The 25,723-nt window shown below is 69.3% G+C and carries 23 protein-coding genes, 1 tRNA gene and 1 pseudogene; 14 read left to right on the plus strand and 11 right to left on the minus strand.

Features of this window, described 5'->3' with window-relative positions; all coding sequences use genetic code 11:
- Window positions 1–9: 9 nt before the first annotated feature.
- From OG447_RS07140 to trxA, 3 genes are all read left to right on the plus strand, one after another.
- Window positions 10–963 (plus strand): anti-sigma factor, encoded by a 954-nt coding sequence (locus OG447_RS07140; RefSeq protein ID WP_266935602.1) that lies wholly within the window; start codon window positions 10–12, stop codon window positions 961–963.
- 125 nt (window positions 964–1,088) lie between these two features.
- Complete coding sequence (trxB, locus tag OG447_RS07145) at window positions 1,089–2,048, plus strand: thioredoxin-disulfide reductase (protein WP_266935603.1); 960 nt, start codon at window positions 1,089–1,091, stop codon at window positions 2,046–2,048.
- 48 nt (window positions 2,049–2,096) lie between these two features.
- Window positions 2,097–2,438, plus strand: a complete 342-nt coding sequence (trxA, locus tag OG447_RS07150; protein ID WP_266935604.1) for a thioredoxin — start codon at window positions 2,097–2,099, stop codon at window positions 2,436–2,438.
- An 83-nt stretch (window positions 2,439–2,521) separates the two neighbouring features.
- Here the strand turns inward: trxA and OG447_RS07155 are convergent, their stop codons facing one another.
- From OG447_RS07155 to rpmH, 9 genes and pseudogenes are all read right to left on the minus strand, one after another.
- Window positions 2,522–3,139: a GNAT family N-acetyltransferase gene (locus OG447_RS07155; protein WP_266935605.1), complete on the minus strand. Its 618-nt coding sequence runs from the start codon at window positions 3,137–3,139 to the stop codon at window positions 2,522–2,524.
- 143 nt (window positions 3,140–3,282) lie between these two features.
- A complete protein-coding gene (locus OG447_RS07160) occupies window positions 3,283–4,377 on the minus strand; it encodes a ParB/RepB/Spo0J family partition protein (protein ID WP_266935606.1) in 1,095 nt (364 codons plus the stop codon).
- Window positions 4,374–5,462 carry a ParA family protein gene (locus OG447_RS07165; protein WP_323181732.1) on the minus strand — a complete coding sequence of 363 codons (1,089 nt, stop codon included), beginning with the start codon at window positions 5,460–5,462 and terminating at the stop codon, window positions 4,374–4,376. Before OG447_RS07165 ends, OG447_RS07160 begins: the two co-directional genes overlap by 4 nt.
- 265 nt (window positions 5,463–5,727) lie before the next feature.
- Window positions 5,728–6,444 (minus strand): 16S rRNA (guanine(527)-N(7))-methyltransferase RsmG, encoded by a 717-nt coding sequence (gene rsmG, locus OG447_RS07170; RefSeq protein WP_266935607.1) that lies wholly within the window; start codon window positions 6,442–6,444, stop codon window positions 5,728–5,730.
- 129 nt (window positions 6,445–6,573) lie between these two features.
- Window positions 6,574–7,086 (minus strand): R3H domain-containing nucleic acid-binding protein, encoded by a 513-nt coding sequence (locus OG447_RS07175; RefSeq protein ID WP_266935608.1) that lies wholly within the window; start codon window positions 7,084–7,086, stop codon window positions 6,574–6,576.
- A gap of 15 nt (window positions 7,087–7,101) precedes the next feature.
- Window positions 7,102–8,205 (minus strand): membrane protein insertase YidC, encoded by a 1,104-nt coding sequence (yidC, locus tag OG447_RS07180; RefSeq protein WP_266935609.1) that lies wholly within the window; start codon window positions 8,203–8,205, stop codon window positions 7,102–7,104.
- A 30-nt stretch (window positions 8,206–8,235) separates the two neighbouring features.
- A pseudogene (gene yidD / locus OG447_RS07185) lies at window positions 8,236–8,490 on the minus strand (membrane protein insertion efficiency factor YidD); the annotation flags it as partial.
- Window positions 8,487–8,861, minus strand: a complete 375-nt coding sequence (gene rnpA / locus OG447_RS07190; RefSeq protein ID WP_266935610.1) for a ribonuclease P protein component — start codon at window positions 8,859–8,861, stop codon at window positions 8,487–8,489. The pseudogene yidD and the gene rnpA, both read right to left, overlap by 4 nt.
- Before the next feature lie 21 nt (window positions 8,862–8,882).
- Complete coding sequence (rpmH, locus tag OG447_RS07195; protein ID WP_008741645.1) at window positions 8,883–9,020, minus strand: 50S ribosomal protein L34; 138 nt, start codon at window positions 9,018–9,020, stop codon at window positions 8,883–8,885.
- Between the two features lie 356 nt (window positions 9,021–9,376).
- Here rpmH and dnaA point away from each other — a divergent pair, with 356 nt between their 5' ends.
- The 11 genes from dnaA (at window position 9,377) to OG447_RS07250 (ending at window position 23,709) form a co-directional block, all read left to right on the plus strand.
- Complete coding sequence (gene dnaA, locus OG447_RS07200) at window positions 9,377–11,167, plus strand: chromosomal replication initiator protein DnaA (protein WP_266935611.1); 1,791 nt, start codon at window positions 9,377–9,379, stop codon at window positions 11,165–11,167.
- Window positions 11,168–12,053: 886 nt separating this feature from the next.
- A complete protein-coding gene (gene dnaN, locus OG447_RS07205) occupies window positions 12,054–13,184 on the plus strand; it encodes a DNA polymerase III subunit beta (protein WP_266935612.1) in 1,131 nt (376 codons plus the stop codon).
- Between the two features lie 128 nt (window positions 13,185–13,312).
- A complete protein-coding gene (gene gnd / locus OG447_RS07210; RefSeq protein ID WP_323181733.1) occupies window positions 13,313–14,248 on the plus strand; it encodes a phosphogluconate dehydrogenase (NAD(+)-dependent, decarboxylating) in 936 nt (311 codons plus the stop codon).
- Window positions 14,249–14,367: 119 nt separating this feature from the next.
- Window positions 14,368–15,504: a DNA replication/repair protein RecF gene (recF, locus tag OG447_RS07215; protein ID WP_266935614.1), complete on the plus strand. Its 1,137-nt coding sequence runs from the start codon at window positions 14,368–14,370 to the stop codon at window positions 15,502–15,504.
- Window positions 15,501–16,025 carry a DUF721 domain-containing protein gene (locus tag OG447_RS07220; protein WP_266935615.1) on the plus strand — a complete coding sequence of 175 codons (525 nt, stop codon included), beginning with the start codon at window positions 15,501–15,503 and terminating at the stop codon, window positions 16,023–16,025. Before recF ends, OG447_RS07220 begins: the two co-directional genes overlap by 4 nt.
- Window positions 16,026–16,452: 427 nt before the next feature.
- Complete coding sequence (gene gyrB / locus OG447_RS07225; protein WP_323181734.1) at window positions 16,453–18,510, plus strand: DNA topoisomerase (ATP-hydrolyzing) subunit B; 2,058 nt, start codon at window positions 16,453–16,455, stop codon at window positions 18,508–18,510.
- A 41-nt stretch (window positions 18,511–18,551) separates the two neighbouring features.
- Window positions 18,552–21,176 carry a DNA gyrase subunit A gene (gene gyrA, locus OG447_RS07230; protein WP_323181735.1) on the plus strand — a complete coding sequence of 875 codons (2,625 nt, stop codon included), beginning with the start codon at window positions 18,552–18,554 and terminating at the stop codon, window positions 21,174–21,176.
- A gap of 3 nt (window positions 21,177–21,179) precedes the next feature.
- Entirely contained in the window at window positions 21,180–21,812 is a 633-nt protein-coding gene (locus tag OG447_RS07235) for a DUF3566 domain-containing protein (RefSeq protein ID WP_266935617.1), read from the plus strand.
- A 95-nt stretch (window positions 21,813–21,907) separates the two neighbouring features.
- Window positions 21,908–21,981, plus strand: a tRNA-Ile gene (locus OG447_RS07240).
- 145 nt (window positions 21,982–22,126) lie between these two features.
- Window positions 22,127–22,261 carry a DLW-39 family protein gene (locus tag OG447_RS07245; RefSeq protein ID WP_208809277.1) on the plus strand — a complete coding sequence of 45 codons (135 nt, stop codon included), beginning with the start codon at window positions 22,127–22,129 and terminating at the stop codon, window positions 22,259–22,261.
- 158 nt (window positions 22,262–22,419) lie between these two features.
- Window positions 22,420–23,709 (plus strand): hypothetical protein, encoded by a 1,290-nt coding sequence (locus tag OG447_RS07250; RefSeq protein ID WP_266935618.1) that lies wholly within the window; start codon window positions 22,420–22,422, stop codon window positions 23,707–23,709.
- Here OG447_RS07250 and OG447_RS07255 read toward each other — a convergent pair.
- Together OG447_RS07255 and OG447_RS07260 are read right to left on the minus strand one after the other, a co-directional pair.
- Complete coding sequence (locus tag OG447_RS07255) at window positions 23,696–25,003, minus strand: serine/threonine-protein kinase (protein ID WP_266935619.1); 1,308 nt, start codon at window positions 25,001–25,003, stop codon at window positions 23,696–23,698. The genes OG447_RS07250 and OG447_RS07255 overlap by 14 nt on opposite strands.
- Before the next feature lie 45 nt (window positions 25,004–25,048).
- Window positions 25,049–25,597 carry a DNA-binding protein gene (locus OG447_RS07260; RefSeq protein WP_266935620.1) on the minus strand — a complete coding sequence of 183 codons (549 nt, stop codon included), beginning with the start codon at window positions 25,595–25,597 and terminating at the stop codon, window positions 25,049–25,051.
- Between the last annotated feature and the right edge of the window lie 126 nt (window positions 25,598–25,723).

Genomic DNA, 25,723 nt, shown 5'->3' on the forward strand with positions numbered 1-25,723 from the left:
ACTACTGGCGTGCCCGGCACGACCGGCACGATCCGGCACCCGGATGTCTCCGAGATCTCCGACCTGGCCGAAGGACTCCTCTCCCCGTCCCGGACCGCGGAAGTCCGCCGCCACCTCGGCGACTGCACCCTGTGCGCCGACGTCCGCGCCTCCCTGGAGGAGATCCGCTCCCTCCTGGGCACCCTGCCCGGACCGTCCCGGATGCCGGCCGACGTCGCGGGCCGCATCGACGCGGCCCTCGCCGCCGAGGCGCTCCTCGACGCCACCACACCCCGGGTCTCCCACCAGCAGCGCCGACCCGCACCAGACCTCCGGCCGGGCACCACCGACCACGATGTTTCACGTGAAACATCGCCCGGCACCACGCCCCGGCCCGAGGCAGGCCGGCCCTCCGGTCACCCGGTCGGCCCAAGCGGCCCCGGGCGCCGGCGCGCCCGCCGCCGGATCGCCGTGATCACGGGACTGGCCGGAGCCGCCGCCTGCGCCCTGGGCGTCTTCCTGTTCGGCAACCTCACCGGTCCGCCCTCCCCCCAGGGCGCCGCCCGCAACGACACCGCGGCCACGGCCACCCAGCCCCGCGCCGATGACGGCTCCTACACCGCACAGGGCCTCCAGAACAGCGTCCGGCAGCTCCTGGCCTCCGGGCAGGGCCTCAAGACCGTTCCTGGCGAGCAGAACAACACCTACGGCATGGAGAACACCGCGCCCGGCACCGACGTGGCCCCCGGCGGCCGCAATGCGTCCTCCGTCCCGGCGTGCGTCCAGGACGCCACCGGCCGCGCCGAATCCCCGCTCGCCGCCGAACGCGGCAGCTACGAGGGCACGGCCGTGCATCTGCTCGTCCTGCCGCACCCCGGCGACCCGGCCCGGGTGGACGCCTACCTCGTGGACTCCAGCTGTGAGGGCGGCGCCTCGGCCACCCCCGGAAGGCTGATGCTGAAGGGCACATACCCCCGAAGCTGACACGTTGCGGTCCGCACTCGGACAGGTGGGGAATGCGAGCGGCTTAGGATCCGTTGGGTGGGGTGAGAGTCCACACCGGCCCCCCGGTAGCCAGCACGCAGTCCGCAGAGACGAGGAAGAAACCCGTGAGCGACGTTCGAAACGTGATCATCATCGGTTCCGGGCCGGCCGGTTACACCGCCGCGCTGTACACCGCACGCGCTTCGCTCAAGCCTCTGGTCTTCGAAGGCGCCGTCACTGCTGGTGGCGCGCTGATGAACACCACCGAGGTCGAGAACTTCCCCGGCTTCCGGGACGGCATCATGGGTCCGGACCTCATGGACAACATGCGCGCCCAGGCCGAGCGTTTCGGCGCCGAGCTGATCCCCGACGACATCGTGTCCGTCGACCTGTCCGGTGAGATCAAGACCGTCACCGACACCGCCGGCACCGTGCACCGCGCCAAGGCCGTCATCATCACCACGGGCTCCCAGCACCGCAAGCTCGGCCTGCCCAACGAGGACGCGCTGTCCGGCCGCGGTGTCTCCTGGTGCGCCACTTGCGACGGGTTCTTCTTCAAGGACCAGGACATCGCCGTCGTCGGCGGCGGCGACACCGCGATCGAGGAAGCCACCTTCCTCTCCCGGTTCGCCAAGTCGGTCACGATCGTCCACCGCCGCGACAGCCTGCGCGCCTCCAAGGCCATGCAGGACCGCGCGTTCGCCGATCCCAAGATCAAGTTCTCCTGGGACAGCGAGGTCGCCGAGATCCACGGCGAGCAGAAGCTCTCCGGCCTCACCCTGCGCAACACCAAGACCAGTGAGACCTTCGCGCTGCCCGTGACCGGCCTCTTCATCGCCGTCGGCCACGACCCGCGCACCGAGCTGTTCAAGGACCAGCTGGAACTCGACGACGAGGGCTACCTGAAGGTCGCCGCTCCGTCCACCCGGACCAACCTCTCCGGCGTGTTCGGCGCGGGCGACGTCGTGGACCACACGTACCGTCAGGCGATCACCGCCGCGGGCACGGGCTGCTCGGCCGCTCTCGACGCCGAGCGCTTCCTTGCCGCCCTCGCGGACACCCAGCCCGCCCACGCGACTGTCTGACTTCTCCACCCCACACCCCACACCCCGCAGGAAAAGAAGGAGGCCGCTGTGGCCGGCACCCTCAAGAACGTGACCGACGCAGACTTCGACGCCGAGGTCCTCAAGAGCGACAAGCCCGTACTGGTGGACTTCTGGGCCGCCTGGTGCGGACCGTGCCGCCAGATCGCGCCCTCCCTCGAGGCCATCGCCGCCGAGCACGGCGACGAGATCGAGATCGTCAAGCTGAACATCGACGAGAACCCTGCCACCGCTGCCAAGTACGGCGTCATGTCCATCCCGACGCTGAACGTCTACCAGGGCGGCGAGGTCGTCAAGACCATCGTCGGAGCCAAGCCGAAGGCCGCCATCCTGCGCGACCTCGCGGACTTCGTCGAGGCCAAGACCGCCTGACGCTCCGCACTTTTCCCGCAACGCAGCTCACGTGAAACGGGGCCGCCCCCTCTCAGGGGGCGGCCCCGTTTCGCTGGTCCGGCTCACAGCGGTCGCAGCGCCGGCTCCTTCCGGGCGGCACCCAGAAGCCGGTCCAGGGCCAGCTCCACGTCTTCCTTCCACGAGAGCGTCGACCGCAACTCCAGCCTCAACCGCGGATGCAGCGGGTGCGGCCGCACCGTCTTGAACCCCACCGCCAGCAAGTGGTCCGCCGGCAGCAGACACGCCGGACCCTCCCACCGCGCATCCCCGAAGGCCTCGATCGCGCGGAACCCCCGCCGCAGCAGATCCTTGGCCACCGTCTGGACCATGACCCGGCCCAGCCCCTGCCCCTGATAGCCCGGTGTGATCCAGGCCGTGATCAGCTGAACGGCATCCGGAGAAACGGGACTGGTCGGGAACGCCGTGGCCCGCGGCACGTAGGCCGGCGGCGCGTACAGCACGAAGCCCACCGGAACCTCGTCCACATAGACCACGCGGCCACACGATCCCCACTCCAGCAGGACGGCGGAGATCCACGCTTCCTTCTCCAAGGCCGCGTTACCCGCCTTCACGGCGGCTTCGCCGCTGACGGGATCCAGCTCCCAGAACACACAGGACCGGCAACGCCGGGGCAAGTCCTGGAGGTTGTCCAGCGTGAGCGGTACCAGCCGACGACCCATGAACGCATCGTATCCACTGCCCCGTCTTTCTTCGACGGCGCAGCTCCACGACAGCAGACCGGATGAAACCCAGACAAAACCAGGGGCGGACCGCTCCGGTTCACACCGGCACGATCCGCCCCTCAGTCCTCAGCGGTCCGGGATCACTCCCCGGAGAGCCCCTGCTCCAGCACCCGGCCCTCGCCCGGCGCCAGCGTGCCCAGAATCCGCTCCAGATCCTCCATCGAAGCGAACTCGACGGTGATCTTGCCCTTCTTCTGGCCCAGGTCGACCTTCACCCGCGTCTCGAACCGGTCCGACAGGCGCGTCGCCAGCTCACTGAGCGCCGGAGCCACCCGGGCGCCCGCCCGCGGCCCCTTCGGCTTGACCGCGCTGGAAGGCTCCGAAGCCATCAGCGTCACGATCTCCTCGACCGCACGCACCGACAACCCCTCGGCCACGATGCGGTGCGCCAGCCGGTCCTGCTCCTCGGAGTCCTCCACGGACAGCAGCGCACGCGCATGCCCCGCCGACAGCACTCCCGCGGCCACCCGACGCTGCACCGAGGGCGACAGCTTCAGCAGACGCAGCGTGTTCGAGACCTGCGGCCGCGAGCGCCCGATCCGGTCCGCCAACTGGTCGTGCGTGCAGTTGAAGTCCTGAAGCAGCTGATCGTAGGCCGCGGCCTCCTCCAGCGGGTTCAGCTGCGCCCGGTGCAGGTTCTCCAGCAAGGCGTCCAGCAGCAGCTTCTCGTCGTCCGTCGCCCGGATGATCGCCGGAATGCGCTCAAGCCCAGCCTCCCGGCACGCGCGCCAGCGCCGCTCACCCATGATCAGCTCATAGCGGCCGGGAGCCGCCTGCCGCACGACCACCGGCTGGAGCAGACCCACCTCCTGGATGGAGGTCACCAGCTCCGCGAGCGCGTCCTCGTCGAACACCTCACGCGGCTGCCGCGGGTTCGGCGTGATCACGTCCATCGGCAGCTCGGCGAACGTAGCCCCCGCCACGCCCTGGGCCTCAGGCCCTGCCGTCGGCTCCGGCACGGTCACCGTTCCGGCCCCGGGCGATGTTTCACGTGAAACATCGGCCTGCGCCAGCGCGGCGAGCTTCGCCGCCGCGACCCCGCGCTCCGAAGTCAGCACCGGCACCGCTGACGGAGACGTCGACCCGCCACCCATCGCGGGTGGTGTCTGCTCCTGCGGAGCCGCGGGGATCAGTGCACCGAGCCCCCGCCCCAGACCTCTGCGTCGCTCACTCACTGGATCCCCTCCGCCACACTCTGCGTGCTGTTCATGCCCGCGCCCAGATGGGCCTGCTGGGCGTCGTACTGAATTCCGACCCCGCGGTACGCGATCTCGCGCGCCGCCTCCAGATAGGAGAGGGAACCGCTGGAACCCGGGTCGTAGGTGAGCACCGTCTGGCCATAGCTCGGCGCTTCAGAAATACGCACCGACCTGGGGATGCTCGTCCGCAGCACCTCTTTGCCGAAGTGGCTGCGCACCTCCTCCGCCACCTGCGAGGCCAGCCGGGTCCTGCCGTCGTACATCGTCAGCAGGATCGTCGACACGTGCAGCGTCGGGTTCAGGTGGGCCCGCACCAGGTCGACGTTGCGCAGCAGCTGCCCCAGCCCCTCCAGCGCGTAGTACTCGCACTGGATCGGAATGAGCACCTCCGCGCCGGCCACCAGCGCGTTCACCGTCAGCAGGCCCAGCGAGGGCGGGCAGTCGATCAGGATGTAGTCCAGCGGCTGCTCGTACGCCTGGATCGCCCGCTGGAGCCGGCTCTCGCGGGCCACCAGGGACACCAGCTCGATCTCCGCGCCCGCCAGGTCGATCGTGGCCGGGGCACAGAAGAGGCCCTCCACGTCCACCACCGGCTGGACGACCTCCAGCAGCGGCCGGCTGTCGACGAGGACGTCGTAGATCGACGGAACATCCGCGTGGTGGTCGATACCCAGGGCTGTGGACGCGTTGCCCTGCGGGTCGAGGTCGACCACGAGGACGCGCGCGCCGTGCAGGGCCAGCGAGGCCGCCAGATTCACGGTCGTCGTGGTCTTGCCCACGCCGCCCTTCTGGTTGGCGACCACCATGACGCGGGTCTGCTCCGGCCTGGGCAGACGTGCGCCGGCCCGTCCCATCGCCTCGACGGCCAGCTGGGCGGCTCGGCCGATAGGGGTGTCGTTGTCTACAAGGGCGGGCGGCAATGTTTCACGTGAAACATCCTCACCTGCCGATTCAGAGCGGGGACCGGGGACCGGGTCGGCCATCGGCCCCGCGAGGTTGGCGTCGGACCGCACGGTGTCACTCTCCTCGACATCAGGCTCGCGATGAACAGAGCCTCCCATGTCACCGGGGTCGCGAACCAGCGGGGCCCGTACTCCTGTGGATGAATCCACCGATGTGGACAACTCCGTCCCCCCAGTCTCCTTACGGTGACGGGGGGACGCAGCCGCACGACCGCGGCTGATGATTCCGTGCAGCAGAGAGCGACGTTTCACGTGAAACACGATGCCCGGGTGGAGTCTTCGCGCCGCTACGACACTCCGAAATCCATACCTATAGGGCCCAACGCACGCGAAATATCCACCGCACCCCCGTGGAACGGAAGGATCAGCGGCGCCGGCGCGTACGGCTCACCCGGGCTGCCTTAGCCCGCTTGGCCGCGAACCTCACCCCACCGGGGCTCTCCCCGACCTCGACCCGCACCACCGTCGACATCGGGTCCACCACACCCTCGCCCACGTGAAGCACTGAGGTCTTCACCACACCGAGCTTGGTCAGCGCGACCTTCGCCGCCACCAGCTCCTCCTCGGCGGTGTCGCCCTTCAGGGCGAGCATCTCCCCGTACGGCCGCAGCAGGGGCACGCCCCAGCCGGCCAGCCGGTCCAGCGGGGCGACCGCGCGAGCCGTCACCACATGGACGGGCTGCACCTTGCCGAGTACCTCCTCGGCCCGACCACGCACGACGGTCACGTGGTCCAGGCCCAGCAGCTCCACGGCCTCCTGGAGGAAGGTCGTCCGCCTCAGCAGCGGCTCCAGCAAAGTGATCTTTAGGTCGCGCCGTACCAGGGCCAGCGGGATGCCGGGCAGCCCCGCACCCGAGCCCACGTCGCACACGGTGACGCCCTGGGGCACCACCTCCGACAGGACCGCGCAGTTCAGCAGGTGCCGCTCCCACAGGCGAGGCACCTCGCGCGGCCCGATGAGGCCCCGCTTGACCCCCGCATCCGCCAGCAGCTCCGCATACCGCACAGCTTCCGGGAAATACTCACCGAACACCGCGCGCGCCTCTTCGGGCGCCGGGGGAAGCTCCGCTGCCTCCGTCACGGGGACCGTCCTTCCGTACCGCAAGGTTTGTAAAACCACGTCGTTGAAATGCCGCTTTGTTCACTGGCCAGGCTGACAAACATCGGCCCCGCCTGCGACACAGACGGGGCCGGACAAGCTCGCTACCGGTCAGGCCGGGAGCACAACGACGAAGCGCTGCGGCTCCTCGCCCTCGGACTCGCTCCGCAGACCTGCGGCCGCCACGGCGTCGTGGACGACCTTGCGCTCGAACGGGGTCATCGGCGCCAGCTTCAGCGGCTCGCCGGACGCCTTCACGTCCGCCGCGGCCTGGGCGCCCAGCGCCGCCAGCTCCTCACGCTTCTTCGCACGGAACCCGGCGATGTCCAGCATCAGCCGGCTGCGGTCTCCGGTCTCGCGGTGCACGGCGAGGCGGGTCAGCTCCTGAAGGGCTTCCAGGACCTCGCCGTCGCGGCCCACGAGCTTCTGCAGGTCGCGGCCGGCGGAGTCGCTGACGATGGACACGGCGGCCCGGTCGGCCTCGACGTCCATGTCGATGTCGCCGTCCAGGTCGGCGATGTCCAGCAGACCCTCGAGGTAGTCGGCCGCGATCTCGCCCTCCTGCTCGAGGCGGGTCAGGGTGTCGCCACCCTCAGCGGCGGCGGTTGTGGTGCCTTCCGTCACGGGAGGGACTCCTTCTTACTTCTTGGGAGAGGGCTTGCTGGGCGTCTGACGCTTCGACTTCGGCTGCCGCTTGGGCTGCTGCCGCTTCGCGGCACCGCCGCTCGCCGCATCAGCGTCGGCCGTCGCCTCGGAACTCTTGGTCACGGAGCCGTCCGCCTGCGCGGCCAGACCCTGCTTCGTGAGCGCCGTGATGAACTTGCGCTCGTTGTCGTTGCGGTCCGGGCCCTTGGCCACGATCGCCGCCACGACCTTCTTCTTGCCCCGGCCCTTGACGTCGCCGTGCGCGCCGATCGACTTGAGCAGACGGGTCAGGTACTGGTCCTGGGCCTTGCTGCCCGGCGTCGGGTTCTGGTTGATCACGTACATCTGCTGGCCCATGGTCCACAGGTTCGTGGTCAGCCAGTAGACGAGGACACCGACGGGGAAGTTGATGCCCATGACCGCGAAGATCACGGGGAAGATGTACATCAGCATCTTCTGCTGCTGCATGAACGGCGTCTTGACCGAGAGGTCGACGTTCTTCTGCATCAGCTGACGCTGGGTGTAGAACTGCGACAGCGACATCAGGATGATCATGATCGCGGTCACGACACGCACATCGGTGATCGAGGCGTTCAGGCTGGCGACCTTCTCGGCGCTGTCCGTGAACTTCGCCGCCAGCGGGGCGCCAAAAATGTGCGCCTGACGCGCGCTCGCCAGCAGCGGACCGTCGATGTAACCGATCTCTTTGCCGCTGGCGATGCTCGAGAGCACGCTGTAGAGCGCGAAGAAGAACGGGGACTGCGCCAGGATGGGGAGGCACGAGGAGAGCGGGTTGGTACCCGTCTCCTTGTACAGCTTCATCATCTCTTCGGACTGACGCTGCTTGTCGTTCTTGTAGCGCTCCTGGATCACCTTCATCTTCGGCTGGAGCGCCTGCATACCCCGCGTCGCCTTGATCTGCTTCACGAAGAGCGGGATCAGACAGATACGGATCAAGATCACCAGGGACACGATGGACAGGCCCCAGGCCCACCCGCTGTCCGGCCCGAAGACCGCCCCGTACAGGCTGTGGAACTGGACGATGATCCACGACACGGGTGTGGTGATAAAGCTGAACAGACTGGCAATCGTGTCCACTAATCAGGCTCCTTGAGCATTGCGAGATCTACGCAACGCACTGCGCAGCTGCTCGTGCCAACGCGGGCGTTTCCGGGGTGGGACATGATCCACACCACCCGGGGACCACGGATTGCACCGCAGGATCCGCCAGGCGGTCAGAACCGTCCCCTTCACCGCACCATGCCGGTCGATGGCCGTGTACCCGTAGTGCGAGCACGAGGGGTAGTAGCGGCACACCGGCCCGAGCAGCGGACTGATCGTCCACTGGTACAGCTTGATCAAAGCGAGCAGCGGGTACTTCATCGAGCCACGCCTCCCAGGAGCCGCACCAGCGCGGCATCCAGGTCCCGGGCCAGTTCGTCGGGGCCGGCGTCGCCCGATCCGGGCAACGCACGTACCACCACCAGGCTACCGGCGGGCAGCTGAGCCAGCCGGTCGCGGACCAGATGGCGCAGACGGCGCTTCACCCGGTTACGGACGACGGCGCCGCCGACAGCCTTGCTGACGACGAAACCCGCACGCGTCGAGGGATCGATCTCCCCCGGCTCGTGCGGGTCCGTTGAACCGCTTGTACGTAGGTGGACGACGAGGAGCGGGCGACCAGCCCGACGACCTCGGCGTACCGCGCTCGCGAAGTCCTCGCGCCGCCTCAGCCGGTTTTCGGGAGACAGCACGATGTCACGACCTGCGTGTTGTTACGCGGAAAGGGCGGCGCGGCCCTTGCCACGACGGTTCGCGAGGATCGCGCGACCGGCACGGGTACGCATCCGGAGACGGAAGCCGTGGGTCTTGGCACGACGGCGGTTGTTCGGCTGGAAGGTGCGCTTGCTCACTCGGGGGCTCCAGAGAATGAATCGTTGTGGCGGGACATCGCCTGGCTGTCACCGTGCGCCCACGAGGAAACTCGCGTGTTCGCCCGAGTGGCACCGCTAAACGATCACTATCAGTGACCTTCGCCCATCGGTAGGCAGGCGGCAGCAGCCATCGACAACTCGACCTCGTTACGGTACGCGCGGCTACGCCATCCGGTCAAACCGAGCAGACGGTGCCCCACACTGTGCACAGGCTGTGGACAACGACTTGAACCGTACCGGTCGCGCTGACTACCGTTGTCCGACCCTGGATTTTTTGTCCCGACCGTCCCAAAGAACCACACATTCGTGGGACCCCCCGTGAGAGAGCGTGCTCTGTGGCTGACGTACCTGCCGATCTTGCCGCAGTGTGGCCAAGGGTGCTCGAAAAGCTCCTCGGGGAGGGACAGCCGGGCATCGAGCCCAAGGACAAGCAGTGGGTCGAGCGGTGTCAGCCCCTGGCCCTCGTCGCCGACACCGCGCTCCTGGCCGTCCCCAACGAATGGGGCAAGCGCGTCCTCGAGGGCCGTCTGGCCCCGCTGATCAGTGACGCCCTCAGCCGCGAGTGCGGCCGCCCGATCCGGATCGCCATCACCGTGGACGACTCGGCCGGCGAGCCCGCGCCCCCGGCACCGTCCGCCCAGCAGCCGGGCGGGTACGAGCCCTACGGCGGCCAGCGCGGCGGCCACACCGGCCCCGGCGGCGGCCCGTCCGACGACCAGCTCCCCAGCGCCCGTCCCGCCTACCCGGACTACCAGCAGCCGCGCCCCGAGCCCGGCGCCTGGCCCCGCGGCGGCCAGCAGGACGACTACGGCTGGCAGCAGCCGCGCCTCGGCGGATTTCCCGAGCGCGACCCGTACGCCTCCCCGCAGCCGGGCTACCTCCAGCAGTCCGAGCCCTCCGGCTACGAGCAGAGCTCCTACGAACAGCAGAAGTACGAGCAGCAGAAGTACGAGCAGTCCCCGTACGAATCCCAGCAGCCCCATCAGCCCCATCAGTCCCATCAGTACGAGCAGCCCGCGCCCCGCCCGGCCACCGGCCGGCCCTCCTCCGCGCCCGCCCCGTCCGGCGGTTCCACCTCGGGCCCGCTGGAGCCGACCGCCCGGCTGAACCCCAAGTACCTCTTCGACACCTTCGTCATCGGCGCCTCCAACCGCTTCGCGCACGCCGCCGCGGTGGCCGTCGCCGAGGCGCCCGCGAAGGCGTACAACCCCCTCTTCATCTATGGGGAGTCGGGCCTCGGCAAGACGCACCTGCTGCACGCCATCGGGCACTACGCGCGGAGCCTCTACCCCGGCACCCGCGTGCGGTACGTGAGCTCCGAGGAGTTCACCAACGAGTTCATCAACTCCATCCGCGACGGCAAGGGCGACGCGTTCCGCAAGCGCTACCGCGAGATGGACATCCTGCTCGTCGACGACATCCAGTTCCTCGCGAGCAAGGAGTCGACGCAGGAGGAGTTCTTCCACACCTTCAATACGCTCCACAACGCCAACAAGCAGATCGTGCTCTCCTCCGACCGGCCGCCCAAGCAGCTCGTCACCCTGGAGGACCGGCTCCGCAACCGCTTCGAGTGGGGCCTGATCACCGACGTCCAGCCGCCCGAGCTGGAGACCCGCATCGCGATCCTGCGCAAGAAGGCGGTCCAGGAGCAGCTCAACGCCCCGCCGGAGGTACTGGAGTTCATCGCCTCCCGCATCTCGCGCAACATCCGCGAGCTGGAGGGGGCGCTGATCCGGGTCACGGCCTTCGCGAGCCTCAACCGGCAGCCGGTGGACCTGGGCCTGACCGAGGACGTGCTCAAGAACCTGATCCCGGGCGGCGAGGACAGCGCGCCCGAGATCACCGCCTCCGACATCATGGCGGCCACCGCGGACTACTTCGGGCTCACCGTGGACGACCTGTGCGGCTCCTCGCGCAGCCGGGTCCTGGTCACCGCCCGGCAGATCGCCATGTACCTGTGCCGGGAGCTCACCGACCTCTCCCTGCCCAAGATCGGGGCCCAGTTCGGCGGCCGCGACCACACCACCGTGATGCACGCGGACCGCAAGATCCGCGCCCTGATGGCCGAGCGCCGCTCCATCTACAACCAGGTCACGGAGCTCACCAACCGCATCAAGAACGCCTGAGGCGGCCTCCGGTGGCTCCTGTGGAGCCGCTCCAGGACCCCGCCAGGGCACCCGTAAACCACTTTCAGAGGGCGCTCCCGGACTGCACCGGGGGCGCCCTTCTTCATGCGCGCGCCCCTGACCTGTTCGAATACGCCCCCTGGAGAGCAACTCATCCACAGATTGGGGGACTTTCTTCCGTCCACACCCTGGGGACGGGCCCGGTCACCCACAATCTGTCCACAGGGCCGTGGGGTGAGGAACCATCAGACCAGGTCAGCCCCCTGTGGAATTGTGCACAACCGTTATCCACAGGCTGTGGACAGTTTTTTCATCCACAGACCCGTCCACCTCTTTGTCCACCGCTGACCCACAGGTTGCCGCATGCTGTGCACAGGATCCGACGAGTTCTCCACACCGTTGTCCACTGTTCGGCAACCGGAAGCCCCCTCTCACCGCCCCGAGTGAAAGCGGTCACATGGATGTAGACGTTTGGCCTGTGGAGTACCGGGGAAAAGCTGGGGACGCACCTGTGGAGTACTGGGGGTCACCTGGGGACAGCCTGTGCAGAACTTTTTGTTCTCCACAGGAACACCGGGTTGTCCACCGGTGTCACCCACAGGGTCGGTGGATAAAAAACGCGGGTTGACCTGGGAAAACGGGGTTATCCACCGTATCCACAGGCCCTACTACTACCCCCATAGAGAGTTAAGCCGGATTCGGTTTTCAAGCGGGTCCTGTGCACAACTCGGCGGTCGGCCTCCCCGACACCTCGCTCCCGACTTGACCGCCAGCCGCACCGACTGTCGGCGCCGTACGTCAGACTGGTCCCCGGCATCGGTCGAGGCATCGACGAGCCGACGACGAAGGCCGGCAGACGAGCGAGCAACAGCAGGAGGCGGTTCCGGTGAAGATCCGGGTGGAGCGCGACGTACTCGCGGAGGCGGTGGCTTGGGCGGCCCGTAGCCTCCCGGCCCGGCCGCCGGTGCCCGTTCTCGCGGGCCTTCTGCTGAAGGCCGAGGAGGGCACGCTGAGCCTCTCCGGCTTCGACTACGAGGTCTCGGCCCGCGTCTCCGTCGAGGCGGACGTCGAGGAGGACGGCACCGTCCTGGTCTCCGGCCGGCTGCTCGCCGACATCTGCCGCGCCCTCCCCAACCGCCCGGTGGAGATTTCCACAGACGGTGTACGGGCGACCGTGGTCTGCGGCTCCTCTCGGTTCACACTCCACACCCTGCCTGTGGAGGAGTACCCGGCGCTGCCCCAGATGCCGACCGCGACCGGCACCGTGCCCGGTGAGGTCTTCGCCTCCGCCGCCGCCCAGGTCGCCATCGCCGCCGGCCGCGACGACACGCTGCCCGTGCTGACCGGTGTCCGCATCGAGATCGAGGGCGACCGCGTCACCCTGGCCTCCACCGACCGCTACCGCTTCGCGGTCCGCGAGTTCCTGTGGAAGCCCGAGGACCCCGAGGCCTCCGCCGTGGCCCTGGTGCCCGCGAAGACCCTGCTGGACACCGCCAAGTCCCTGACCAGCGGTGACACCGTCACCCTGGCGCTCTCCGGCTCCGGCCAGGGCGAGGGCCTGATCGGTTTCGAGGGCGCGGGCCGCCGCACCACCACCCGCCTCCTCGAGGGCGACCTGCCGAAGTACCGCACGCTCTTCCCGACCGAGTTCAACTCCGTCGCCGTGATCGAGACCGCGCCCTTCGTCGAGGCCGTCAAGCGCGTGGCCCTCGTCGCCGAGCGGAACACGCCGGTCCGGCTGAGCTTCGAGCAGGGCGTGCTGATCCTGGAAGCCGGTTCCAGTGACGATGCACAGGCTGTGGAGCGTGTGGACGCGAAGCTGGAGGGCGACGACATCTCGATCGCCTTCAACCCGACCTTCCTGCTGGACGGCCTGAGCGCGATCGACTCGCCCGCCGCACAGCTCAGCTTCACCACGTCCACCAAGCCGGCGCTGCTCAGCGGCCGCCCGGCGGTCGACGCGGAAGCGGACGAGGCCTACAAGTACCTGATCATGCCGGTACGCCTCTCCGGTTGATTCTTCGCAGGTCAGGCCCGGTTTCGCAGCTGCGAGACCGGGCCTGAGCACGTTCGGCCGAAGAGGTGCCGGCATTCCGCGCCCCGTGGGGCCGTGCCGCACGGCCGGGCGTAGGCTCGGGGCCTGGGGTGTCCCCGGGAAGCACGGGACCCCGGCAAAGACGGCCACAACGCTTAAGGAACCACCTGATGGAGCTTGGTCTCGTCGGTCTCGGCAAGATGGGCGGCAACATGCGCGAGCGCATCCGCCGCGCAGGCCACACCGTCATCGGATACGACCGCAACCCGGACCTTGCCGATGTCCACAGCCTGCGGGAACTTGTGGACAGCCTGCAGGCCCCCCGCGTCGTGTGGGTGATGGTCCCGGCAGGCGCGGCGACGCAGTCCACCGTCGACGAGCTCGCGGAGCTGCTCTCGATCGGCGACATCGTCGTCGACGGCGGCAACTCCCGCTGGACCGATGACGAGAAGCACGCGGCGGAGCTGGCCGCCAAGGGCATCGGCTTCGTCGACTGCGGTGTCTCCGGCGGCGTGTGGGGCCTCGAGAACGGCTACGCGCTCATGTACGGCGGCGCGAAGGACCACGTCGCACGGGTCCAGCCGGTCTTCGACGCCCTCAAGCCCGAGGGCGAGTTCGGCGCCGTTCACGCGGGCAAGGTCGGCGCGGGCCACTTCGCGAAGATGGTCCACAACGGCATCGAGTACGCCATGATGCAGGCCTACGCCGAGGGCTGGGAGCTCCTCGAGAAGGTGGACTCGGTCACCGACGTCCGCGAGGTCTTCCGCTCCTGGCAGGAGGGGACGGTCATCCGCTCCTGGCTGCTGGACCTGGCCGTGAACGCCCTCGACGAGGACGAGCACCTGGAGCAGCTGCGCGGCTTCGCGCAGGACTCGGGCGAGGGCCGCTGGACGGTGGAGGCGGCGATCGACAACGCCGTGCCGCTGCCCGCGATCACCGCCTCGCTGTTCGCGCGGTTCGCCTCGCGCCAGGACGACTCCCCGCAGATGAAGATGATCGCCGCCCTGCGCAACCAGTTCGGCGGCCACGCGGTCGAGAAAGCGTAGTCGAGAAGAAACAGCAGCTCACCGGCCGTACCCGCAGCAGGAGCGGTACGGAGGAGCAGCGGCAGTACTGAAGCACAGAAGCAGAGAAGAAGAAGGAAGCCGGGGGAGGTCGGCGCCGCATGCACGTTTCGCATCTCTCGTTGGCCGACTTCCGCTCGTACGCCCGGGCCGAGGTTCCCCTCGACCCGGGCGTCACGGCTTTCGTGGGCCCCAACGGCCAGGGCAAGACCAACCTCGTCGAGGCCATCGGCTACCTGGCGACGCTGGGCAGCCACCGGGTCTCCTCGGACGCCCCGCTCGTACGGATGGGCGCGGACCGGGCGATCATCCGCGCCGCCGTCACCCAGGGCGAGCGCCAGCAGCTGGTGGAGCTGGAGCTCAATCCGGGCCGGGCGAACCGGGCCCGGATCAACCGCTCCTCGCAGGTCCGGCCGAGGGACGTGCTGGGCATAGTCCGCACGGTCCTGTTCGCGCCGGAGGACCTGGCCCTGGTGAAGGGCGACCCGGGCGAGCGCCGCCGGTTCCTGGACGAGCTCGTCACGGCGCGCTCGCCCCGGATGGCGGCGGTCCGCTCCGATTACGAGCGGGTGCTCAAGCAGCGCAACACCCTGCTGAAGTCCGCGGCGATGGCCCGCAGGCACGGCGGCCGCTCCATGGACCTGTCCACCCTGGACGTGTGGGACCAGCACCTCGCCCGCACGGGCGCGGAGCTGCTGGCGCAGCGCCTCGACCTGATCGCGACCCTGCTGCCGCTGGCGGACAAGGCCTACGAGCAGCTCGCGCCCGGCGGCGGCCCGCTGGGGCTCGCGTACCGCTCCTCGGCGGGCGAGCCGGTGGACAGCGGAGAGGCGCGCGGCCGCGAGGCGCTGTACGAGGTGCTGCTGGCGGCCCTGTCGGAGGTGCGCAAGCAGGAGATCGAGCGGGGCGTGACCCTGGTCGGCCCGCACCGCGACGACGTACTGCTGCGGCTGGGCGAGCTGCCGGCGAAGGGGTACGCGAGCCACGGCGAGTCCTGGTCGTACGCGCTGGCGCTGCGGCTGGCCTCGTACGAGCTGCTGCGCTCCGAGGGCAGCGAGCCGGTGCTGATCCTGGACGACGTGTTCGCGGAGCTGGACGCGCGGCGCCGGGAGCGGCTGGCGGAGCTGGTGGCACCGGGCGAGCAGGTCCTGGTGACGGCGGCTGTCGACGACGATGTCCCGGGTGTGCTGGCGGGGGCGCGGTTCGGGGTGTCCGGTGGTGAGGTGACCCGGCTGTGAGCGATCAGGACAAGGAACCGCGCAAGACCCCGGAGGTCTCCGGAGTGGACCTCGCGCGGCAGGCCCTCGCGGCGGCGCGGGAGCAGGCGCGGGCCCGCGGCAACGCGGCGGCCGGCCGCAAGCGCCAGCAGCCGGGGCTGCGCTCCGGCGCGCGTGCGGACGGCCGCGACCCCATGCCGCTGATGGCGGCCCTGGACCGGCTGCGCACCGAGCGCGGCTGGGAGATGCCGATGGCGGTGGCGGGCGTGATGGAGCGCTGGCCGGAGATCGTCGGCCCGGAGATCGCGGCGCACTGTGAACCGGAGCGGTACGAGGACCGTGAACTGGTCGTCCGGTGCGATTCCTCGGCGTGGGCCGCGCAGCTGAAGCTGCTCGCTCCACAGCTGGTCGCGCGGCTGAATGCGGATCTGGGCCAGGGCACGGTCCGGCTGATCAAGGTCCACGGACCGGGCGGCAAGCCCAAGCGGTACGGGCCCTGGCGGGCGCCGGGGAGCACGGGGCCGGGGGACACGTACGGCTGAGCCGTGCCCCTGCGGGGCCGCCCGGCGGCCTCGGGCGAAGCCCGGTTCCGCCGGGCCCCGGGGCTCCGCCCCGGACCCCGCGCCTCAAACACCGGCGGGGCTGGGGTGGTGCGCCTTGGACGCCGGCGGGGCTGAGTGCGGGTGGCGTCCCTCACGGTAGCGGGAGGTTGACAGGCCGAAGCGCTGGATGCCCGTGTGAGCCTCTTTGAGCCCCTTCCCGGATATGGGGAGTCGGAGAGAGGAGGTTCAGGGCGGCACATGCGGACTCAGGTACCGGCAAACCCCCATTCATGTCGGTGGTACCGGTAGACTGAAGCGAATCCCGCCCAGTTGCGGGATCGCAGTCTCAGTAACGCTGACAAAAGCTGACAACGCAGATCGACGCAGCCGCTCCTGCTTGCATGCCTGCTGGCCCGGAGTACGGCCTGTGCTGTGCCAGAAAGGGCGCTTCGTGGCCGATTCCGGCAACCCCAACGACAACCAGTCCACAGTCGGCCAGAACGGCGAGGTCACCTCCTCGTACGACGCCAGTGCGATCCAGGTCCTCGAAGGCCTGGACGCGGTCCGCAAGCGGCCCGGCATGTACATCGGCTCGACCGGTGAGCGCGGGCTCCACCACCTCGTCTACGAGGTGGTCGACAACTCCGTCGACGAGGCCCTGGCCGGGCACGCGGACACCATCGACGTGACGATCCTCGCCGACGGCGGCGTGCGCGTGGTCGACAACGGCCGCGGTATCCCGGTCGGCATCGTGCCGTCCGAGGGGAAGCCGGCCGTCGAGGTCGTGCTGACGGTCCTGCACGCGGGCGGCAAGTTCGGCGGTGGCGGCTACGCCGTCTCCGGCGGTCTGCACGGCGTCGGTGTGTCCGTCGTGAATGCCCTGTCGACCAAGGTCGCGGTCGAGGTCAAGACCGACGGGTACCGCTGGACCCAGGACTACAAGCTCGGTGTCCCGACGGCGGCCCTCGCCAAGAACGAGGAGACGTCCGAGACCGGCACCTCGGTCACCTTCTGGGCCGACGGCGACATCTTCGAGACCACCGAGTACTCCTTCGAGACGCTCTCGCGCCGCTTCCAGGAGATGGCCTTCCTCAACAAGGGCCTGACCCTCTCGCTGACGGACGAGCGCGAGTCGGCGAAGGCCACCATGGGCGCCGACTCGGCCGAGGAGACCGACGAGGACCAGGCGCGCACGGTCCGGTACTACTACGAGGGCGGCATCGTCGACTTCGTGAAGTACCTGAACTCGCGCAAGGGTGAGCTGATCCACCCGACGGTCATCGACGTCGAGGCCGAGGACAAGGAGCGCATGCTCTCGGTCGAGATCGCGATGCAGTGGAACTCGCAGTACACCGAGGGCGTCTACTCCTTCGCGAACACGATCCACACGCACGAGGGCGGCACCCACGAAGAGGGCTTCCGCGCGGCGATGACGGGTCTGGTGAACCGCTACGCGCGCGAGAAGAAGTTCCTGCGCGAGAAGGACGACAACCTCGCCGGTGAGGACATCCGCGAGGGTCTGACCGCGATCATCTCGGTGAAGCTGGGCGAGCCGCAGTTCGAGGGCCAGACCAAGACCAAGCTGGGCAACACGGAGGCCAAGACCTTCGTGCAGAAGGTCGTGCACGAGCACCTCAACGACTGGTTCGACCGCAACCCGAACGAGGCCGCGGACATCATCCGCAAGTCGATCCAGGCGGCCACCGCGCGCGTCGCGGCCCGCAAGGCCCGTGACCTGACCCGTCGCAAGGGCCTGCTGGAGAGCGCCTCGCTGCCGGGCAAGCTGAGCGACTGCCAGTCGAACGACCCGACGAAGTGCGAGATCTTCATCGTCGAGGGCGACTCGGCCGGCGGTTCCGCCAAGTCCGGCCGCAACCCGATGTACCAGGCCATCCTGCCGATCCGCGGCAAGATCCTGAACGTCGAGAAGGCCCGTATCGACAAGATCCTCCAGAACACCGAGGTCCAGGCGCTGATCAGCGCCTTCGGCACGGGTGTGCACGAGGACTTCGACATCGAGAAGCTCCGCTATCACAAGATCATCCTGATGGCGGACGCCGACGTCGACGGCCAGCACATCAACACCCTGCTGCTGACCTTCCTGTTCCGCTTCATGCGGCCGCTGGTCGAGGCCGGGCACGTGTACCTGTCGCGTCCCCCGCTCTACAAGATCAAGTGGGGCCGGGACGACTTCGAGTACGCGTACTCCGACCGCGAGCGCGACGCCCTGGTGGAGCTCGGCAAGCAGAACGGCAAGCGGATCAAGGAAGACTCGATCCAGCGCTTCAAGGGTCTGGGCGAGATGAACGCCGAGGAGCTGCGCATCACCACGATGGACGTCGACCACCGCGTGCTCGGCCAGGTCACCCTGGACGACGCGGCGCAGGCCGACGACCTGTTCTCGGTGCTGATGGGTGAGGACGTCGAAGCACGGCGCTCCTTCATCCAGCGCAACGCCAAGGACGTTCGCTTCCTCGACATCTGAGTCGGTCCCTGCTGACCGCCTGAAAGGACTTCTGACCAGCAATGGCCGACGAAACCACCCCCACCGCCGAGAACTCCGCGGAGGAGCAGCCCGTCATGCGGATCGAGCCCGTCGGGCTCGAGACGGAGATGCAGCGCTCCTACCTCGACTACGCGATGTCCGTCATCGTGTCCCGCGCCCTGCCGGACGTACGGGACGGCCTCAAGCCGGTCCACCGGCGCGTGCTGTACGCGATGTACGACGGCGGCTACCGGCCCGAGAAGGGCTTCTACAAGTGCGCCCGTGTCGTCGGTGACGTCATGGGCACCTACCACCCGCACGGTGACTCCTCGATCTACGACGCCCTGGTCCGCCTGGCCCAGCCGTGGTCGATGCGGATGCCGCTGGTGGACAGCAACGGCAACTTCGGCTCCCCGGGCAACGACCCGGCGGCCGCGATGCGCTACACCGAGTGCAAGCTGATGCCGCTGGCCATGGAGATGCTCCGGGACATCGACGAGGAGACCGTCGACTTCACGGACAACTACGACGGCCGCAACCAGGAGCCCACGGTCCTGCCGGCCCGCTTCCCGAACCTGCTGGTCAACGGCAGCGCCGGTATCGCGGTCGGCATGGCCACCAACATCCCGCCGCACAACCTCCGCGAGGTCGCGGCCGGCGCTCAGTGGGCGCTGGAGCACCCGGAGGCCTCGCACGAGGAGCTGCTCGACGCGCTCCTCGAGCGGATCAAGGGCCCCGACTTCCCGTCCGGCGCCCTCGTCGTGGGCCGCAAGGGCATCGAGGAGGCGTACCGGACCGGGCGCGGCTCCATCACGATGCGCGCGGTGGTGGCGGTCGAGGAGATCCAGAACCGCCAGTGCCTGGTGGTCACGGAGCTCCCGTACCAGACCAACCCCGACAACCTCGCGCAGAAGATCGCGGACCTGGTCAAGGACGGAAAGGTCGGCGGCATCGCCGACGTCCGCGACGAGACCTCCTCGCGGACCGGCCAGCGCCTGGTCATCGTCCTCAAGCGGGACGCGGTCGCCAAGGTCGTGCTGAACAACCTCTACAAGCACACCGACCTGCAGACGAACTTCGGCGCGAACATGCTGGCGCTCGTCGACGGCGTGCCGCGCACGCTGTCCGTCGACGCCTTCATCCGGCACTGGGTGCAGCACCAGATCGAGGTCATCGTCCGGCGTACGCGCTTCCGCCTGCGCAAGGCGGAGGAGCGCGCGCACATCCTGCGCGGCCTGCTCAAGGCGCTGGACGCGATCGACGAGGTCATCGCGCTGATCCGGCGCAGCAACACCGTCGAGATCGCGCGCGAGGGCCTGATGGGCCTCCTGGAGATCGACGAGATCCAGGCGAACGCCATCCTGGAGATGCAGCTACGCCGCCTCGCGGCCCTGGAGCGGCAGAAGATCGTCGCCGAGCACGACGAGCTCCAGGCGAAGATCAACGAGTACAACGCCATCCTGGCCTCGGAGGCCCGTCAGCGGTCCATCGTCAGCGAGGAACTGGCGGCCATCGTCGACAAGTTCGGCGACGACCGGCGGTCCAAGCTGGTGCCCTTCGACGGTGACATGTCCATCGAGGACCTGATCGCCGAAGAGGACATCGTCGTCACGATCACCCACGGCGGCTACGTCAAGCGGACCAAGACCGAGGACTACCGCTCGCAGAAGCGCGGCGGCAAGGGCGTGCGCGGCACGAAGCTGAAGCAGGACGACCTCGTCGACCACTTCTTCGTCTCCACCACGCACCACTGGCTGCTGTTCTTCACGAACAAGGGCCGGGTCTACCGGTCCAAGGCGTACGAGCTCCCGGACGCCGGCCGTGACGCCCGCGGGCAGCACGTGGCGAACCTGCTGGCCTTCCAGCCGGACGAGAAGATCGCGCAGATCCTCGCGGTCCGCGACTACGAGGTCGCGCCCTACCTGATCCTGGCCACCAAGGGCGGCCTGGTGAAGAAGACGGCGCTCAAGGACTACGACTCGCCCCGTTCGGGTGGTGTCATCGCGATCAACCTCCGTGAGACGGAGGACGGCAGCGACGACGAGCTGATCGGCGCCGAGCTGGTGTCCGCAGAGGACGACCTGCTGCTCATCAGCAAGAAGGCGCAGTCGATCCGCTTCACGGCGACCGACGACGCGCTGCGTCCGATGGGCCGCGCCACTTCGGGCGTGAAGGGCATGAGTTTCCGCGAGGGTGACGAACTGCTCTCCATGAGCGTGGTCCGGCCCGGTACGTTCGTCTTCACCGCGACCGACGGCGGCTACGCCAAGCGGACGCCGGTCGACGAGTACCGAGTCCAGGGCCGTGGCGGTCTGGGCATCAAGGCCGCCAAGATCGTGGAGGACCGCGGGTCCCTCGTCGGGGCGCTCGTGGTGGACGAAACGGACGAAATCCTTGCCATCACGCTCAGCGGTGGTGTGATTCGTACGCGCGTCAACGAAGTCAGGGAGACCGGCCGTGACACCATGGGCGTCCAGCTGATCAACCTGGGCAAGCGCGATGCCGTGGTGGGCATCGCCCGTAACGCCGAGGCCGGTCAGGAAGCTGACGAGGTCGAGGCCGACGAGATCGGTACCGAGACCGAGAGCGAGACCGAGGCGGCCGACGGACAGGCTGCCGAGGCCGCCGAGGGCACGCAGCCTTCGGCTGGGGAGCACGAGGAGTAAGTCGTGAGTGGAGCCACGGGCGCCGGACCGGCCGGGACTGGAGCGAATGGTGCCCGTGGCCCCGCCACGGACTCCCAAGGGGGAACCGTGACGGATACCCGAGAACCGCAGCGGCAGGCCGGTGCGGAAACCGACCAGGACCGGCCCGCGCAGCCGTACCAGCCGCCGCAGGCCTACGCGGCCCCCTCGGGCCCGGGGGCGCCGCGCGGCGGCTCCCCGGCCTCCGCGCAGCGCAAGCCGCGTACGGGAGCCCGTACGGCACCCAGGACGCGCAAGGCGCGGCTGCGGGTGGCCAAGGCGGACCCCTGGTCGGTGATGAAGGTCAGCTTCCTGCTGTCGATCGCGCTGGGCATCTGCACGGTCGTGGCCGCGGCGGTGCTGTGGATGGTCATGGACGCGATGAGCGTCTTCTCGACCGTCGGCGGCACCATCAGCGAGGCGACCGGGTCGAACGAGAGCAACGGCTTCGACCTCCAGTCGTTCCTGTCGCTGCCGCGCGTACTGATCTTCACGTCGGTGATCGCGGTGATCGACGTGGTGCTGGCGACGGCACTGGCGACGCTGGGCGCGTTCATCTACAACCTGTCGGCGGGCTTCGTCGGCGGTGTGGAGCTGACGCTCGCGGAGGACGAGTGACCGGCTGACTGACCTGCGGGGACGTCGGCTGGGAACGGATTTTGGCTGGACCCGCTCCGTGCGCTAACCTTCAGGAGTCAGCGCGCAGCGCGGATGGGGCTATAGCTCAGTTGGTTAGAGCGCATCCCTGATAAGGATGAGGCCACAGGTTCAAATCCTGTTAGCCCCACAGTGTCGAAGACCCCCAGGCCCAAGGCCTGGGGGTCTTCGTCGTTGGGCCAGTTGGCGGACCGCCAGGTCACCGATCGGTATCGGCCGGTGTGTATTGTTGGGCGCCAGAAGTCCCCTACGTCAACGAAAGACGAGGTCGCGCGGTGAAGAAGCTGCTCCTGGTCGCACTGGCCGCCATCGGCGGGCTCCTCGTGTACCGCCAGATCCAGGCGGACCGCGCCGAGCAGGACCTGTGGACGGAGGCAACTGACTCCGTGCCCTCTGGTTCCGGTGTGTGAGACCCAAGGCTGATCCCATGAAGCCCCGGCTGCCGCTGCGGCCGGGGCTTTGTGCTGTTCTGTGACAAAAAGTTACGTTATGCAAAGATTTGGCTTGCGCTAGCAAAGTCGGGGTGGGCGTGATGGGTCGGGTACGGACGTCAGTGCGGGTGGGGGCCGTGGCGGGGTCGGCGGCCCTGGGCCTGGCAGCCGTTCTGCCGGGGACGGCGAGTGCGGAGGGCGCGGCGCCGCAGCCCGTTCCGACGTACCGCGCCGCGGACGGCGCGAAGGCGGTCGAGGGCAAGCCCTCCACCGCGGACGCCCCGCAGATCGAGGCGGGCGGCGTCTACAAGGACACGATCGCCCCGGGGGAGCGCGTGTACCGGCTCGTCCTGGAGAAGGACGAGTCCAACGTCTACGTCTCGGCCGTGGTCAGTCCCGCCCTGGGCGCGAAGGTGACCGGCAGCGACAGCATCGAGGTGGAGATCATGACCACCGCCGGCCGCTCCTGCCCGCGCAGCACCGGCCGGACGAACTTCGGCTACGACCCGGTGCCCATCAGCGCCGCCGGTGTCCGCTGGGGCACGGAGGACGAGGAGTGCGCGCCCGCCGGCATCTACTACGCCAAGGTGACCCGCACCGCGGCCAAGGGCTCCGACCAGAGCCCCTGGCCGCTGGAGCTCAAGGTCCAGCGGGAGCCCGGCCGCGGCGCGGGCGCCCCCACCACCGCGCCCAGCGCCTGGCCTTCGGGGGCCCCGGCCCTGCCCGGCACCGAGTCGGTGGCCCGCACCGGCGGGACCGGCTTCAACGACGCCCGCGCCCTGGGCGCCGGGGTGTGGCGCGACGAGATGCGGCCCGGCCAGACCCGCTTCTACCGGGTCCCGCTGGACTGGGGCCAGCAGCTGGGCCTGAGCGCCGAACTGGCCTCCGCCAAGCTGACCAAGCAGTACGGCTCCGCCTCCAACGGGCTCACCGTGTCCCTGTACAGCCCCTACCGCGGCCTGGTCTCGTACAAGGACGTCTCCTACGACGGCAAGCAGGCCGGGGTCACCCTGGAGAAGACCCCGCCCGTCGCGTACGAGAACCGTTTCTCCACCGACCAGGACCTCAAGCACGTGGGGATCGCCGGCTGGTACTACGTCGCGGTGACGATGGGCGGCAAGGTCGCCGAGTTCACCGAGGATGCGGTCCCCGTGCCGCTGACCCTGCGGCTGGACCTCGCCGGCGACCCCGCCAAGGCGCCCGCGTACAAGGGCAGTCCGGCCGCCGGAGGGTTCGGGGTCGACGAGCGGGACCGGGCCGCCGCTAAGGAGGGCCTCACCGCGCCGGAGGCGGCCGAGGCCGCCGACGAGCAGTCCGTGATGCGGGTCGTGGCCGCGGCCGGGTTCTCCGCGGGGACGCTGCTGCTGCTCGTACTGGGCGGCTGGACCCTGCTCGCGCGGCGCGGCCGGGGCGCTACAGCTGGGTGAGGGCCCAGGTGCCCACGGCGAAGCAGAGCAGCGCCAGGGCCAGGATCCCGGCCGTCACCTTCGCCGGGGGCGGGGCGACGCCGCCGGTGCGGGCCACCGGGTGCGCTGCGGTGACGGGCTCGGGCAGCGGGGCCGCCGGGGCGGGCACCACGGCGGGCGCCACCGGAGGTGGCAGGTGGAAACTGCCCGTCTCCGAGGGTCCGTACGAAGGCGCCGGGGCGGGGGCGGCCGAGTACATGGGGACCGTGGTGCCCGCGGCGAGCAGGCCGGGGCCCGCGGCCGCCGTCGCGGCGGTGCCGCGCGGATCGGTACGGGTGACCTCGGCCGGGAACGCCGTTGCGGAGGTCTCCGGGGCCGTGGCCATGCCCGGCACCACCGAGGCCGTCGGCGCTTCCGGGGTCACGGCGGCCGTGCTCTGGGGACCCTGAGGGCCGAAACCGGGCGGGAGCGGGCCGAGTTGGTCGAACACCTCCACCGGGTCCTCGCCCGGGGCGGGCGGCGGGAGCAGCTCCACGGCCTCGGCGAGGGCCTTGCGCGCGCCCGTGGCCGTACGGAACCGGCTCTGGGGGTCGGGCTGGAGGAGACCGGCCAGGACGTCCCACAGCGGCGCGGGGACGCCTTCCGGGGCCCCGGGGGTGCCGTGGGCGAGGAAGTGCTCCACCAGGGCCTGGGAGTCGGGCTTGCGGCCGTGCAGGAGGTACAGGGCGACCAGTCCGACGGCGAAGAGGTCCGCGGGGAAGTCCGGTTCGGCGCCCATGAGTTGTTCGGGGGCGAAATAACCCGGCGTGCCGACCACGTAGTTGGTCTCGGTCAGCCGGGGCTCGCCCTTGCGCATCGAGATGCCGAAGTCGGACAGCCGCAGGTGCGGCCGTCCGCTTCCGGTGGCCTCCATCAGGATGTTGGCCGGTTTGATGTCGCGGTGGACGACGCCCTCCGCGTGAACCGCCGCCAGCCCCGACAGGAGCTGGTCGAGCAGCGCGCACACGAAACGGGGCGGCAGTGGCCCGTAGTCCCCGATCACGTGGCCGAGGGAACCGCCGGCGACCAGGTCCATCGTGAAGAGGACCTTGTCGTCGTCCGCCGCCCAGCTGGCCGGGGCCAGCACGTGCGGGTGGTCGATGCGCAGGGCTTGCTCCCGCACGAAGCGCAGGAGCGTGTGGGCGTCGCTCTGCAGGAGGACCTTGGCGGCCACGTACCGGCGCCGCCGGTGGTCCCAGGCACGCCAGACGGCGCCCGCGCCACCGCGCCCGATCGGATCGATCAGTTCGTACCGACCGGCGAAGACCTCACCCATCGCTGTGCCCGTCCCCCGTCACCCGTTGTCCGCTTGCCGTGCGTGTCAGTTCTGGTGGGCCTCGTAGTGGGCGACCGCGTCGGCGGTGCGGCCCGCGCCGTACACCCGGAGGAACTCTGCCAGTTCCGGGTGGCTGGGGGCGAGGGTGTCCGCCGCGTCGATGATGTCACCGGCCGCGGAGACCGAGCGCAGCAGCGACTGGATCTCGCGGACGACGCGCTTGACGGTGGGGGCGCCGGAGCTGGCGGGGGTCTGTCCGCTGTTGCTGAGGACGGAGCCCCCCTGGGTCTTCTTGATCTCGTCCATCCGGTCGGTCGCCTCCGCCGCGCTGACGCTCCCGTCGGCCACCTGGCCGGCGAGGTCCTGGAGGGCCTGGACGCGCTGGACCACGGCAGGATTGCCGATCTTGGCGCGCTGGCCGCTCATCAGCTGGGACAGCATGGGCGCCGACAGTCCGAGGACGGCAGCGAGGCGGGCCTGGTTCAGACCGAGATCATCTATGAGCCGGCGGAAGAGCGCTCCGAGCGGCTCCCCGTACCAACTGCGCTGAAGCTCTCTGGCTCTGGCCGTAGCCTCTTGCTGTACTGCGTCCACGCTTACTACTCCCCTTCGCTGGTGCGAACCTCGCGAGCATCTTACGGAGAGTGGTCGCACGGCGGGAGTCCCTATCATTTTGCGGGAAGAGGGGGTACACCCGGTACTCTGTTCTGCGGAACGACC

The sequence above is a fragment of the Streptomyces sp. NBC_01408 genome, assembly GCF_026340255.1.
Lineage (GTDB): Bacteria > Actinomycetota > Actinomycetes > Streptomycetales > Streptomycetaceae > Streptomyces.

Coding starts and splice junctions, on each gene's coding strand:
- OG447_RS07155 (WP_266935605.1), bottom strand. CDS start 3,139: ATGGGTCGTCGGCTGGTACCGCTCACGCTGGACAACCTCCAGGACTTG.
- OG447_RS07165 (WP_323181732.1), bottom strand. CDS start 5,462: ATGGGAGGCTCTGTTCATCGCGAGCCTGATGTCGAGGAGAGTGACACC.
- recF (WP_266935614.1), top strand. CDS start 14,368: ATGCACGTTTCGCATCTCTCGTTGGCCGACTTCCGCTCGTACGCCCGG.
- gyrA (WP_323181735.1), top strand. CDS start 18,552: ATGGCCGACGAAACCACCCCCACCGCCGAGAACTCCGCGGAGGAGCAG.
- OG447_RS07255 (WP_266935619.1), bottom strand. CDS start 25,003: ATGGGTGAGGTCTTCGCCGGTCGGTACGAACTGATCGATCCGATCGGG.